General features: G+C 66.9%; 9 protein-coding genes. 4 read left to right on the plus strand and 5 right to left on the minus strand.

Annotation, left to right across the window (positions count from 1 at the left end; all coding sequences use genetic code 11):
- Window positions 1–20 precede the first annotated feature (20 nt).
- The 4 genes from D0C15_RS27530 (at window position 21) to D0C15_RS27545 (ending at window position 9,742) form a co-directional block, all read left to right on the plus strand.
- Entirely contained in the window at window positions 21–3,932 is a 3,912-nt protein-coding gene (locus D0C15_RS27530; protein WP_116051030.1) for a DNA-directed RNA polymerase subunit beta', read from the plus strand.
- 320 nt (window positions 3,933–4,252) lie between these two features.
- On the plus strand, window positions 4,253–6,559 hold the full coding sequence (locus D0C15_RS27535) for a S8 family serine peptidase (protein ID WP_162830276.1): 2,307 nt from the start codon (window positions 4,253–4,255) through the stop codon (window positions 6,557–6,559).
- On the plus strand, window positions 6,552–8,267 hold the full coding sequence (locus D0C15_RS27540; protein WP_162830277.1) for a CocE/NonD family hydrolase: 1,716 nt from the start codon (window positions 6,552–6,554) through the stop codon (window positions 8,265–8,267). The genes D0C15_RS27535 and D0C15_RS27540 overlap by 8 nt, the downstream gene beginning before the upstream one ends.
- A gap of 53 nt (window positions 8,268–8,320) precedes the next feature.
- Window positions 8,321–9,742: a hypothetical protein gene (locus tag D0C15_RS27545; protein ID WP_116051032.1), complete on the plus strand. Its 1,422-nt coding sequence runs from the start codon at window positions 8,321–8,323 to the stop codon at window positions 9,740–9,742.
- A gap of 259 nt (window positions 9,743–10,001) precedes the next feature.
- Here D0C15_RS27545 and D0C15_RS27550 read toward each other — a convergent pair whose 3' ends face one another.
- The 5 genes from D0C15_RS27550 to D0C15_RS27570 form a co-directional block, all read right to left on the minus strand.
- A complete protein-coding gene (locus D0C15_RS27550; RefSeq protein ID WP_116051033.1) occupies window positions 10,002–10,658 on the minus strand; it encodes a hypothetical protein in 657 nt (218 codons plus the stop codon).
- A 21-nt stretch (window positions 10,659–10,679) separates the two neighbouring features.
- On the minus strand, window positions 10,680–11,816 hold the full coding sequence (locus D0C15_RS27555; protein WP_116051034.1) for a WXG100 family type VII secretion target: 1,137 nt from the start codon (window positions 11,814–11,816) through the stop codon (window positions 10,680–10,682).
- 85 nt (window positions 11,817–11,901) lie between these two features.
- Window positions 11,902–12,219 carry an ESX-1 secretion-associated protein gene (locus tag D0C15_RS27560; protein ID WP_116051035.1) on the minus strand — a complete coding sequence of 106 codons (318 nt, stop codon included), beginning with the start codon at window positions 12,217–12,219 and terminating at the stop codon, window positions 11,902–11,904.
- Window positions 12,220–12,243: 24 nt separating this feature from the next.
- Entirely contained in the window at window positions 12,244–12,984 is a 741-nt protein-coding gene (locus tag D0C15_RS27565; protein WP_162830278.1) for a hypothetical protein, read from the minus strand.
- Window positions 12,985–12,997: 13 nt separating this feature from the next.
- On the minus strand, window positions 12,998–13,570 hold the full coding sequence (locus tag D0C15_RS27570; protein WP_116051037.1) for a YbaB/EbfC family nucleoid-associated protein: 573 nt from the start codon (window positions 13,568–13,570) through the stop codon (window positions 12,998–13,000).
- Between the last annotated feature and the right edge of the window lie 187 nt (window positions 13,571–13,757).

Consider the following 13,757-nt stretch of genomic DNA (forward strand, 5'->3'; position numbering starts at 1 on the left):
CCCCAAGGGGATGCAACGACGTGCTGGACGTCAACTTCTTCGACGAACTCCGGATCGGCCTGGCCACCGCAGACGACATTCGACAGTGGTCCTTCGGCGAGGTGAAGAAGCCGGAGACGATCAACTACCGCACCCTGAAGCCGGAGAAGGACGGGCTCTTCTGCGAGAAGATCTTCGGTCCGACCCGGGACTGGGAGTGCTACTGCGGCAAGTACAAGCGGGTGCGCTTCAAGGGCATCATCTGTGAGCGCTGTGGCGTCGAGGTGACTCGTGCCAAGGTGCGCCGTGAGCGGATGGGCCACATCGAGCTGGCCGCACCGGTCACCCACATCTGGTACTTCAAGGGCGTTCCGTCTCGCCTCGGTTACCTGCTGGACCTGGCCCCGAAGGATCTCGAAAAGATCATCTACTTCGCGGCCTACGTCATCACCAGCGTGAACACCGAGCTGCGGCACAACGACCTCCCGACGCTCGAGAACGAGATCAACATCGAGCGCAAGAACATCGAGGCCAAGCGCGACTCCGACATCGAGACGCGGGCGCAGAAACTCGAGGCCGACCTGGCCGAGCTGGAGGCCGAGGGCGCCAAGTCCGACGTCCGCCGCAAGGTCAAGGAGGGCGGCGAGCGGGAGATGCGCCAGCTCCGCGACCGGGCCCAGCGTGAGCTGGACCGGCTCGAGGAGGTCTGGACGACCTTCACCAAGCTCGACGTGCGTCAGCTGGTCGTGGACGAGCTGCTCTACCGCGAGCTGATCGACCGCTACGGCGAGTACTTCACCGGTGGCATGGGCGCGGAGTCCATCCAGAAGCTGGCCACCGAGTTCGACGTCAACGCCGAGGCCGAGCACCTGCGCGAGACGATCCGCAGTGGCAAGGGGCAGAAGAAGCTCCGTGCGCTGAAGCGGCTCAAGGTCGTGGCGGCCTTCCAGGCCACCGGCAACGACCCCCGCGGCATGGTCCTCGACGCCGTTCCGGTGATCCCGCCGGAGCTGCGGCCGATGGTGCAGCTCGACGGTGGCCGCTTCGCGACCTCCGACCTGAACGACCTGTACCGCCGCGTGATCAACCGGAACAACCGGCTCAAGCGGCTGATCGATCTCGGCGCGCCCGAGATCATCGTCAACAACGAGAAGCGGATGCTGCAGGAGGCCGTCGACGCGCTGTTCGACAACGGCCGCCGCGGCCGTCCGGTCACCGGCCCGGGCAACCGGCCGTTGAAGTCGCTGTCCGACCTGCTCAAGGGCAAGCAGGGCCGCTTCCGGCAGAACCTGCTCGGTAAGCGCGTCGACTACTCCGGCCGTTCGGTCATCATCGTCGGACCGCAGCTGAAGCTGCACCAGTGTGGTCTGCCGAAGGACATGGCGCTGGAGCTGTTCAAGCCGTTCGTGATGAAGCGGCTGGTCGACCTGAACCACGCGCAGAACATCAAGTCCGCCAAGCGGATGGTGGAGCGCTCACGGCCGCAGGTGTGGGACGTGCTGGAAGAGGTCATCACCGGCCACCCGGTGATGCTCAACCGTGCGCCGACGCTGCACCGCCTCGGTATCCAGGCCTTCGAGCCGCAGCTGGTGGAGGGTAAGGCCATCCAGCTACACCCGCTGGTCTGTGAGGCGTTCAACGCCGACTTCGACGGTGACCAGATGGCCGTGCACCTTCCGCTGTCCGCGGAGGCGCAGGCCGAGGCCCGCATCCTGATGCTGTCGGCGAACAACATCCTGTCGCCGGCATCGGGTCGTCCGCTGGCCATGCCGCGACTGGACATGGTCACCGGTCTGTTCCACCTGACCAGGCTGGACGAGAGCGCGCCCGGAGCGGGGCAGGCATTCTCCTCCACCGCCGAGGCGATCATGGCCTTCGACCGCAAGGTCATCGGCCTGCACGCCCCGATCAAGATCAGGGTGACCGACCGGCAGCCGGCGAAGGCCGACGAGGCCGCGCTGGTGGAGAAGGGCTGGGAGCCGGGTCAGTCCTGGCTTGCCGAGACCACTCTCGGCCGGGTCCTGTTCAACGAGCTGCTGCCCGCGGACTACCCGTTCATCAACGAGCTGATGCCGAAGAAGCGGCAGGCCGTGATCGTGAACGACCTCGCCGAGCGGTACTCGATGACCCAGGTCGCGCAGACTCTGGACCGTCTCAAGGACGCCGGGTTCTACTGGGCCACCCGCTCGGGTGTCACGGTGGCGATCTCCGACGTTCTCGTGCCGCCGGAGAAGCAGGGCATCCTCGACGAGTACGAGGGCAAGGCGAGCCAGGTCGAGAAGCGCTACCAGCGTGGTCAGCTCTCGCACACCGAGCGCAACAACGAGCTCGTCAAGGTCTGGGCGCAGGCCACCGAGGACGTCGCCAAGGTCATGGAGGCGACCTTCCCCGACGACAACCCGGTCGCGATGATCGTGAAGTCCGGGGCGGCGGGCAACATGACCCAGGTCCGGTCGCTGGCCGGTATGCGTGGTCTGGTGTCCAACCCGAAGGGTGAGTACATCCCGCGCCCGATCAAGGCCAACTTCCGTGAGGGCCTTTCGGTGGCGGAGTACTTCATCGCCACGCACGGTGCTCGTAAGGGTCTGGCCGACACCGCGCTGCGTACCGCCGACTCGGGTTACCTGACCCGTCGTCTGGTGGACGTGTCGCAGGACGTCATCGTTCGCGAGACCGACTGTGGCACCAGCCGCGGCATCAACATGATCATCGGTGAGGTCACCGCAGACGGCCGCGTGATGCGCGACCAGCACGTGGAGACCAGCGTCTACGCACGCACCCTCGCCACGGACGCCGCGGACTCCTCCGGGAACGTGGTGCTCAACGCGGGTGACGACCTCGGCGACCCGGCGATCGAGAAGCTGATCTCCAGCGGGATCGTGAAGGTCAAGGTCCGCAGCGTCCTGACCTGCGAGTCCGCGGTCGGCGTGTGTGCCACCTGCTATGGCCGCTCGATGGCGACCGGTCAGCTGGTGGACGTCGGCGAGGCCGTCGGTATCGTCGCCGCGCAGTCGATCGGTGAGCCGGGTACCCAGCTGACGATGCGTACCTTCCACCAGGGTGGTGTCGCCGGTGACGACATCACCACGGGTCTGCCCCGTGTCACCGAGCTGTTCGAGGCTCGGGTGCCGAAGGGCAAGGCGCCGATCGCCGACGTCGACGGCCGCGTGCGGATCGAGGAGAGCGAGCGGTTCTGGAAGATCACGCTGATCCCGGACGACGGTAGCGAGGAGATCGTCTTCGACAAGCTGTCGAAGCGTCAGCGTCTCGCGGTCGGACCGGACGGCCCGCTCGCCGATGGTGACCACGTCGCCGTCGGTGCGCAGCTGCTGGAAGGTACTCCGGACCCGCACGAGGTGCTGCGTGTGATGGGCCCGCGTGAGGCGCAGATGCACCTGGTGGACGAGGTCCAGAAGGTGTACCGGGCGCAGGGTGTGTCGATCCACGACAAGCACATCGAGGTCATCGTCCGGCAGATGCTGCGCCGGGTGACGATCATCGACTCCGGTGCCACCGACTTCCTGCCGGGCGAGCTGCCCGAGCGGACGAAGTTCGAGGCGACCAACCGTGGTGCGGTTGCCGAGGGCGGCGAGCCCGCCTCCGGTCGTCCGGTGCTGATGGGGATCACGAAGGCCTCGCTGACCACGGACTCGTGGCTGTCGGCGGCGTCGTTCCAGGAGACCACGCGAGTCCTGACCGATGCGGCCATCAACGGCCGTAGCGACAAGCTCGTTGGTCTGAAGGAGAACGTGATCATCGGTAAGTTGATCCCGGCTGGTACGGGCATCAACAAGTACCGCAACATCCAGGTGCAGCCGACCGAGGAGGCCCGGGTGGCGGCGTACGCCATCCCGTCCTACGACGACGGTTACTACACCCCGGACGTGTTCGGTACCGGTACCGGTGCTGCGGTCCCGCTGGACGACTACGACTTCGGTCGCGACTTCCGGTAGGCCCTGCACAAGCATTCGAGAGCCCCCGACCCGTCTGGGTCGGGGGCTCTCGTCGTTTCCGAGGTAGTGCGTTTAGCGGGCTGAATGTAGTCCGCGTGCCTCTGCGTGACGGCTCGGCCGTGCCGCGTCACCTTTTAGGGTGAGGTTCGTTAGGCAAGGCGGTTCACGATCACAACGACGTACACGACGTGCGGAAGAGTGCCGAGGCTGCTGCACGGCTCCGGTGCCGGCACCAACCTTGGGAGCGGACACTCGTGCGAGTTACTTCTGATCGGGCTGCACGTCTGCGGCGCCGGCTACCGATAGTTGTTCTCAGTGCCGTGGCCACGCTGGCGTTCGCTGAGCCAGCCAGCGGTCAGGTGGACATTGAGACCAACACCGTCCTTCGATCAAACGATGCCCTCTCGACGGTCGAGGGTCCGGTCCTGCAACCGTGGTTGAGCACGAAACTGGCCGGCTCGGCCCCCGGTGAACTGGTGCGGGTTTTCGTGCACGCCGAGGACGCCGCGCACCTGGTGGATGCCAAGGAAGCCATCCTCGGCAACGGCCTGGAGCCGGTGACGACCTGGGCGGCGATCGGTGTCGCCGTAGGTGTCGGCACGCCGGAGCAGATCCGCGCCGTGGCCGCCACCGACGGTGTCCAGTACGTCGAGGGGGACCGGCGGCTGGAGTACACCCTGGACACCTCGCACGAGGCCACCCGCGGTGACGTGGCACGGAAGACGTTCACCGACGGTGCAGGGCGTGAGATCGACGGGAGCGGCACGTCCATCGCCGTCGTCGACTCCGGTATCGACGGGACGCATCCGATGTTCCAGTGGCCGGAAGGCGCGGCCAAGGAAGGCAGCAAGGTCGCCCGCAACCTCGAGAACGTCTGTGCGCTCGGCGACTTCGACGGGCAGTTCAACGCCAATTGCCTCGTCGACGAACCGACCAATAACACCGACACCAACTCTGCCGGTGGCCACGGTACCCATGTGGCGGGCATCGCCGCAGGCGTTGACGTCACGCTTCCCGACGGCCGCGAGATGCACGGGGCCGCGCCGGGAGCTGAGCTCGTGGGGATCTCGACGGGCAACGCCCTGGTGCTGTTCGGCACGAACGTGGGCCTGAACTGGATCCTCCAGAACCACGAGAATCCCTGCGCGGGAAACCTACCCACGAGACCTCAGGTGTGCGAGCCGATCGTGTCCACCAACCATTCCTACGGCCCCATCGGCGGCGGCGAATACGACCCGAACGGTGCGACAGCCAAGTTTCAGGACGCCCTGGTGGCCGAGGGGATCGTGACGAGCTGGGCGGCAGGCAACGACGGCGGTGACGGCACCAGCGACATGGTCAGTCCCTACGCCAAGAGCCCGAACCCGGGCGTACTGGGCGTCGCGAGCTACGACGACGCCAACACCGGCACCCGCAACGGTGCGGTTTCGAGCTTCAGCTCCCGTGGCGAGAACGGTGACCCGACCAGCTACCCGGACATCTCCGCACCCGGTTCCAACATCACCTCGGCATGCCGGCCGACGCTGCCGATCTGCCAGAGCGCCGAGTACCTGGACTACGGCACCATCAGTGGGACGTCGATGGCGACGCCGCACCTCGCCGGGATCGTCGCTCAACTCAGGCAGGCCGACGCGGCGATCACACCCGCCGAGATCGAGGACGTGCTGGAGGACAACGCGCACAAGTTCACCGACGGTGCCAACTACGAGTCCGACCCCCGCAACTCCGATGACACCACCTCGTTCGACAAGGGACACGGACTGGTGGACGTCGCGGAAGCGGTGGCGAAGGTACTCGGCGTCTCCGCGCCCCCGGCCGACGACGACACGACGTGCACTTCGAGCGGACCACAGCTCACCGACGCCCAGGGCGACGCACTCGGATTCGACCCGGAGACCACCGAGACCAACGAACCCTCGTTGGACATCCGCACCGGCTTCGTGACCGCGAACGTCGACAACGACGTCACGTTCCACCTCACCGTGGACGACCTGCGGTCCACCCCGCCGAGCGGGGCCGAAGGCGAGTACTTCGAATACTTCTTCGACTATGGGGGCAGCACCTACTCGATCGAGCTCAGCCGAAGCGCTGTTCGGGGCGAAACCGTCGAGCTGCGCGACAGCCAGGAGAACTTCATCGCGACCCTGGAAGGCAGCTTCGATGTGGAGGCTGACGAGATCACCGCAACGGTCCCGGCCGGTGCCTTGGTGCCCGCCGTCGGCAACGGCGCGACCTTCGCCGGTTTCGAGATCATCGCCTGGCGGCTCGAGGGTGCACTACTGCTCCGCGCCGACGACGCGATCGGGCTGTGCTCCTACGAAGTCGGCGGCGGGGACGAAGACGCAGCGGAGAACAACCCACCGATCGCCACCGCCGACATCAGTCCGGACGAGCCGAGGGCAAAGCAGCCGGTGATGTTCGACGGGAGCGACTCGACAGACCCCGACGGCGACGCGCTCACCTACCGATGGGACTTCGGCGACGGCAACCAGGCCAACGGCGTCACCGTGCAGCACGTGTACGCCAAGCCTGGCAGGTACGTCGTCACGCTCACCGTCCGAGATGGCAACGGCGGGGTCGACCGCGACCGGAGCATCCTCAAGATTCGCGGTCAGGGCAATGAGTAGGCCGATCGGCAAAGGCGTAGCCCGCACGAGCCTGGCTGTGCTTGCCGTGGTCCTTGTGACACTGGGCCTGGGCATGCGCCCCGTGCCCGCGTCGGCGTCGGCGTCGACGCTCGTCTACGAGGTGGACTACGTGCCCACGGTGGACGGCGCGACCATTCGAGTCGAGACCCTGCGGGACACGAGGTATGACGAGCAACGGCAGCCGGTGCTGCTGACCTACTCGCCGTACAACTCGCTCGGTGAACCACGGCCCGCGGACGATTCCGTCGCGGACCGCTACGTCCCTCAGGGGTACGCACGAGCCGTCGCCGACGTGCTCGGTACTCGCGGTTCCACCGGCTGCTGGGACTACGGCGGCGCCGCGGAGCAGCAGTCCGGCGTCGACGTGGTCAAACACCTCGCCCGGATGCCGTGGTCCAGCGGCAAGGTCGGCATGATCGGCGGTTCCTACAACGGCACCACGGCCACCATGGTCGCGGCACGCGGGAACGACGTGCCCGAACTCGAAGCGATCGTGCCGATCTCCGCGATCAGCAGGTGGTACGGCTACGCCTACGGCAACGGGGTGCGCTACTTCCTCAACTCCCAGGTGCCCACCGACGAGGGCTTCGACACCCCGCTGGCGTTCGACGCGGGATTCGGCAAGACCGTCGCGGCCGACCCGATGGGCCAGCACTTCGCCGACACGGTGCGGGACAGGGCCGCCGAATGCGGCGCTGTCGAACACACCGGGGAGGCCTACAGCCGCAACCCCGACTACGACGAGTTCTGGCTGGAACGCGACTACCGCAAGGATGCGCACGACATTCGCGCCGCCGTGCTACTCGCCCACGGATGGCAGGACTACAACGTGAAGCAGCAGGAGGCCACGGTCCTGTTCCGGGCGCTGCCCGTCGACGATCCGGAGACCGCGACGATGGAGGGACCTCCCTTCAAGCTGATGTACCTCACTCAGGGCAGCCATTCAGGCGGGACCGACGGCCCGCGGTGGCAGCAGCTGCTGGATAGGTTCCTCGCGCACACACTGAAGGGCGTCGACAACGGGGTCGAGTCCGAGGGGCCCGTCATCACCCAGGGCCGCGCCGCTGACGGGCCGACCGAATTCCGCACCGAGGCCGACTACCCCCTGCCGGACACGGACGAGACAACCCTGTGGCTGCACGACGACGATGTTCTGGCCCGGGGACCGAACCGCTCTCCAGGCACCCACGTCGCGACATACGCCGAGACAGGGACCTCGACCGAGGAGGTGCCAACCACGACGGGCGTGGCCGCACCGGTCACGGCTCTGTCCTACGAGTCGCAGCCAATGACCGAGGACACCCGGATGGTCGGATCGGCGGTGCTCGACGTCTTCGTCCGGGCCTCGCAGCCGACCATGCATCTCACCCCAGTGCTGCTCGACATCGCCCCCGACGGCACCAAGCGCACCGTGCAGAGGGGCTTTCTGAACCTCAACTACCGGAACGGACTCGAAGGGGCCGATCCGGCGCCGGGGACGTGGCAGCGCGCCCGCGTGACGATGCTCCCGCAGGACTACACGGTGCGGGCAGGGCATCGTGTCGGGCTGCTGGTGCAGAGCTCCAACACCGTCTGGGCACTGCCCGGCAATCCAGGCGTGATCGACATCGCCGCAGGCCCGATACCGGGCGTGACCCAGGTCGGGTCCCGGTTGGTGCTGCCCGTGGTCGAGAAGTCGGGGACGTAACAGATTTCAGCGATGTGTTGGGTCCGAGCGGGCTCACGTGAGGAGAGTGCACAGTGCAACTGACCCGGTCGCCATTGGCCGTGGGGCTCGCCGGCATCGTCGTCGCGGCTCTGCTACCCGCTGCCCAATCCGCTGCCACCGTGCCAGGTGGCCTTCCTGCCGAGGTGGTCGGCTTCGCACCCCCGATCTCGGAGGCCACCTATCCTGCCGTGGATCACGGGCCGAGCGACTCGCCGAACAACGACCGTCACGCCACGACGACGTGGCGGATCGTGAAGACGACCGGCAACTGCTGTGAGAACTACGTGACTGTCACCTCAGGTGGCCGCTTGCTGGACTTCGGTGGCACCTACGTCAACTTCTCCGATGACCGGGGGAGAACGTGGCGGCAGGTTCAGCCACAGACCCCGCTCGTCAACGGCGAGGGTTCGATCGTCAACGCGCCGGACGGCGACGTCCTCGGCGTCGGGTGGGATCCGTACACCGGTGACCACCTGCAGTCGTTCAAGTACGAGGCCGATACCGGACAGTGGCGCTACGACGAGCTGCCGGTGCACCAGCCCTTTTACGACCGGGAATGGCTCGCCGTCGTCCCCGGTCCGGTCACCGTCGACGGTGCGACGTACCCGTGGGTGTCACTGGTCAAGGGCGGCTACCCCTCCAAAGAAGTCTGGTACTACTCCACCGACGGCCTGGACTACACCCACGTCACGAGCAAGTTCGTCGCGCAGATGCTCAGCGGGGACAGCACGTCGTCATTCTTGGACACGACCGCCGAGGCGACACACGACTGGACCCAGCCCAACACCAACGGCGGCATCACGCCGTTGGGTGGCGGTGACGTGCTGGCCGCACCGGACCAGGGAGCTCGCTGGTACCACCTGAACGGGCACACCTTCAGCTGGTCGGAGTTCACCTACCCCGACGGCCGATCCCCGCAGGGCATCCATCAGGTCGACTCACAGGGCAGGCTGCACGAGGTGGTCCCCAGCGCCACCGGTGACCAGTTCGTCTACCGGATCTCGGCGGACGGCGGCCGTACTTGGCAGCAGGCGACCGTGCCGCTGCCGGCGGACCACGTGATCGAGGAGATCGACTTCCGGGCGAACTCGGGGGCGGGCGTCGCCGCGGTCGGCATACACAGTCACGACAACTCCGACAACGCCGACCAGGACCTGGCCTACAAACTGGACATCGGCCGAGCCGTCCCACGACTGCTGCGCACCTACCACGTCGGCTTCGGCGATGTCGACGGCTCCTCGGGTGTGGGCCAGGACGTCCGGTTCGACTTCGAGACGATCGCGATATTCCCCGACGGCAGAATCGTCCTCTCCTTCTACGACTCCACCACCACGGTGGACGGGGATATCCAACCCGCACTGGCGATCGAGCAGGACACGACCCTGGGCGGGAAGGTGCGGCATCCGGACTCGGGCGAAGACCAGACATCGCTGCTGCAGGACCTGGACCGCTAGACCCAGCACGGCCGTGATCGAGTTCTCGCTCCTGAGGCATCGTGCGCGGCTGCCCTGAAGTGCCTTTAGCGGGCTGAGTGCGGTTTCGGCGCCCCCGCCCCCGCGCCCGACCTTGACGACGGACCCGGCCACGTAATGAGGGACCAGCCACCCCGGCACCTCTCGGTGGCGACACTTAGCCCGCTAACTGCAGGTCCCGGCCCCGCACCTCTCAGGGGGCAGGGGGAGTGCCTTTAGCGGGCTAAGTGTCGTTCAGGGGTCAGGAGCGGCCGGTCGTGGCGGCGTCGACTAGGGCGTCCAGGTGGTGCAGCAGTGTTCTGCCGGACAGGCGCCCGTTCCGCTTCTCCGCCGAGAGGATGCCGTGGCCGTGTCGAAATTCCTCGGGCGGCGAGTAGGACGCCGAGTCGAAGAGGGGGAACACGCCTCGCTCCCACTCGAGAAAGGCGGGATACAGCGCAAGCCTGCGGTCGGCGACGGTCTGGCGGGGATCTGGCGTGAAGAAGCCGTCGTACGGCGTGTTCGTGACGGCGAGGCTTACCACGTAGTCGTAGCGCCACCTGTAACTGGGCAGGCCGGGGTGCCCGGCCGATGACGTCACCCGCGTTCGTTGTTGCCTGGCGTGAAAGGCGTATCCGCGGTGCTCGCCGAGCACCTCCAGGTCGGTTCCCGGGAGCCCGTTGTGCTCCCACGACGCCGGCGAGGTGCCCCCGTCGCCACTGAGGTCGCCGTGCGCTCCCCTGGCGCCGGACCCCGACTTCACCAGCCATCCTCGGCTCTGCGCCAGCCGGCCCGCGTTGTACCGGAAGAGCCGGCCGGGCAGTCGCCGGGCACACCACCAGACGATGGCAAGGAGGGCGACGGCGACCAGCGCCCACCCGGCCGGGCCGTCCGGGAGCCAGTAGAGGAGTTCGTCCATTGGTCGTCTCAGCTCCCAGAGTCAGATGTCCAGATAACCTTCGGTCTCCTCCTTGGAGTAGTCCGTGCCGGTCTCGTCGTACTCGCCCGCCTTCTGGGTGTTGCCGACGTTGCGCACGAGTTTTTCGGGCCCCGCGTTCGCGCCGGTTCCCAGCCCCACCTGAGCTTCCGCGGTGTCCTGCAGGGTGTTGCCCATCATGCCGCCGAAACCGGTCTGCACCCGCTCGCCGATCATCCCGTCCTTGCCCCACAGCTTTTCCATCGGCTTGGCGAACGGCGACTTGCCCACGCCCTGCAGTTCCATGTCCGCGAGTCCGCTCCGCAGGCGCTTGTTGTCCATCGCCTGCTTGAAGCCGTTGCGGAGGCTGCCCATCCGGGTCTTCAGCCTGCTCAGGAAGGCCATGAAGTCGTCCAGCAGCTTGCGCAGCTTGGCGATCATCCTGGTCACCTTGCTGCCGGTGGACACCGCCTTCACCGTGGTGGCGGTGCCCGCGGCGGCGGTCGACGCCCCGGCCGTGGGGATCGCCGCGGCCAGCGCCGGGATCCAGATCATGATCAACCAGGTGATCAGCTCGGTCAGCAGTGCCTTGATGAAGTCCTCGATCACCGTCATGACCATGCTGGACATCTGGAGCAGCTGGGACACCTCTCCTGCCTGCCCCGCCACGCCGTCGATGCCCTTGGCGAACTCGCCCAGCTTCGTTCCGGCGGCTTCGGACGCCTCGCCGCCCCAGGTCTGCAGCGAACTCCTCAGGTCCTCCTCGAACTTCTGCCGGAGCTCGACGACGCCCTTGCCGATGGCATCGAAGTTCTCCGCGGCCTGGGAGAGCGCGGGCCCGTCTCCACTGACGAAGTGAATGGCGTCTTCCAGCGGCTGGCACACGCTGATCAGGAAGCCGAGTCCCTGACCGACGAGCCAACCGATCGGATCGGTCGCGATTCCGAGCGCGGCGCCGCCGGCCGCCTGGATGAATCCGGAACTCTCCGACGCGAGACCGCTGATCTCCGAACCGGTCGCACCGTCACTGAGTTTCGAGCCCGCGTCGAACGCTTTGACGACGTTGCCGTAGAAGGGCACTGCCTCCTTGGCCTTGTCGCCGATGTCCTTCTCGCCGGTCTTGATGGTGACGCCACCGGCCTCGTGTTCCGTTTCGGCCATGTTCCTGTGCCTCGTCCTTCATGCAACTCGCGGGCCCCCAGGCCCATTCGTCGAGCGGCGCCACCTGCCGGAGCCGCCAGGTGAATCAGTTTTCGATCTGCACCTTCAGCCCGTTGAGGAGCGCCTCGACGGCGTCCTCGTGCTGCTGGTAGCCCTCCGCGGCGTTGGTGAACTTGTCAGCGCCGGATTGCAGCCCGTCCTGCAGGCCGGTGAACAGGTCCTTCAGATCGCCAAGCATCTCCGTGTAGGTGCCCTTGACGAAGATCCCGACGACCCCCCACGACTTGTCGCCGACATCCGCGGTGTCGACGAGTCCGGCGATGGCGGACGCGGTGCCCTTCTGGTCCGTCAGCTTGCCCGCATACGTCCGCAGCTCATCCTCGTTGACGTTGAAGCCACTCATCAGCACTCCTCCTCGCCGAAACGTTCACCCATCATGCCGCCCGTCCTCTACGACTAACGCCTGTGCGCTCTGGTTCCGTGCGTCCGCCCTTTCCCGGGCGATGACCATGGTCAGCAGCACCCCAGGTATGGCAGCGACGGCACCGAGCGCCAGCAGCAGCCCCGCGTTCGTCGCGTTCACCAGCAGTGGATTCGGCCACAATGGACCGATGGCCGCGCTGATCGTCTCGCCTGCGGCGGGCAGCGTGTCGAAGGCGAGCCACTGCGCGTGGTCGAGCACGTGGGTCTGCCCGTGCAGCAGGTACTCGCCGCTCACTGTTGTCCGGGAGGCCATCGAGCTGCCCTGGTAGCTGCTGGTGACGGTCAGGTCGACCTCGTAGGCGAGGCCGATGAAGTAGGCCAGTCCGTTGATCATCGTGTTGGCCGCCAGCAGCAGAAAGCAGAGCGCGCCCGCACCGAGGAGCATTCGGGGCCAGATCGCGTCGATGTCGCCGCCGGCTCGTCTCCGGCGCAGCCTGCCGAGCACGACGACCAGATAGGTGATCGCAAGCGGTCCGAACACGAGGACGCTCACGATCGTGATCAGGCCGCTCACGCCGACAGCGACGACGAGCCAGGTCACGGTGGTGGCTGCCGCGAGCAGCCAGGCCGACGTCAGCAGGCCGGTCTTCGCCCGCCCGCCGAGCTTGGCGCCCAGGTATCCAAGGCCTGCGGCCGCGGCGTAGCCCAGCACGATCAGCGCGGGCAGTTGTTCTTCGAATGTCACCGGTACCCCGGGCTCAGCGCCCATCCTCGTCGTTGAAGAGGTTCTTCAGGAAGTCGTCGGCCTGGCTGCCCCCCGAGGCAGGCGGTGGAGGTGGCTTCGGCTGGTCGCTCGCCCGCAGGAAGGACTGCTGCGAATAGTCGTCGTGCTGTTCCTCCTCGGCGGGCTTCGGGGCCGCGGTGGTGTCCTCCACCCGTGACCGAAGCTCCTCGACCGGCGTGCCCAGGAGTTCGGACTGTGTCTCCAGGACCTTCTCGGTGAGTTGCAGGTCCTCGCCCATGTGCTGGTCGACGATCGCGGCCTGCATCCGGGCGGACTCGGCCACGGCCTGCTGCAGAGTGGACATCAGTGCCGCCGAGAGCGCCTGTGGCCGCTGCCGCAGCGCCTCCTCGGTGAGGCGGATGTCCTTGACCGACCCGCCAGGGCCCGCGACCACGGTGATCGAGCGGTCCGGCGACGTCGCGGTCGCCTCGAGCGAACTCAGCTCGCTCTGCATCTCGCCGATGCCGGCGAACTGGTCGTCGATGCGCTGTATTTTCGACTGGAACTGCTCGAATTGGGCGACGAGCTGCTCGAACTCCGCTGACAAGATTCCCTCCGGCTGATTGCAGGCACGATGTTCGCCATATCTTCGCGCTCGGGGATCAGGATGGCGCATCCGGTCTTGGGGCGGGCGCGATTCGGCTCGTTTCGGCCCAGCTCTTTGTGCTGAACGGCGACCAAGATCAGGTACACTCCGCGGTCGCGGGCCCCGGGTCGGGCCTGCGCGGAAGCCG

This window comes from Amycolatopsis palatopharyngis (assembly GCF_003385185.1).
Lineage (GTDB): Bacteria > Actinomycetota > Actinomycetes > Mycobacteriales > Pseudonocardiaceae > Amycolatopsis > Amycolatopsis palatopharyngis.

What these genes read in the sequence shown, in the direction of transcription:
- D0C15_RS27560 (WP_116051035.1), bottom strand. Translation starts at nt 12,219, where the DNA reads ATGAGTGGCTTCAACGTCAACGAGGATGAGCTGCGGACGTATGCGGGC.
- D0C15_RS27540 (WP_162830277.1), top strand. Translation starts at nt 6,552, where the DNA reads ATGAGTAGGCCGATCGGCAAAGGCGTAGCCCGCACGAGCCTGGCTGTG.
- D0C15_RS27550 (WP_116051033.1), bottom strand. Translation starts at nt 10,658, where the DNA reads ATGGACGAACTCCTCTACTGGCTCCCGGACGGCCCGGCCGGGTGGGCG.
- D0C15_RS27555 (WP_116051034.1), bottom strand. Translation starts at nt 11,816, where the DNA reads ATGGCCGAAACGGAACACGAGGCCGGTGGCGTCACCATCAAGACCGGC.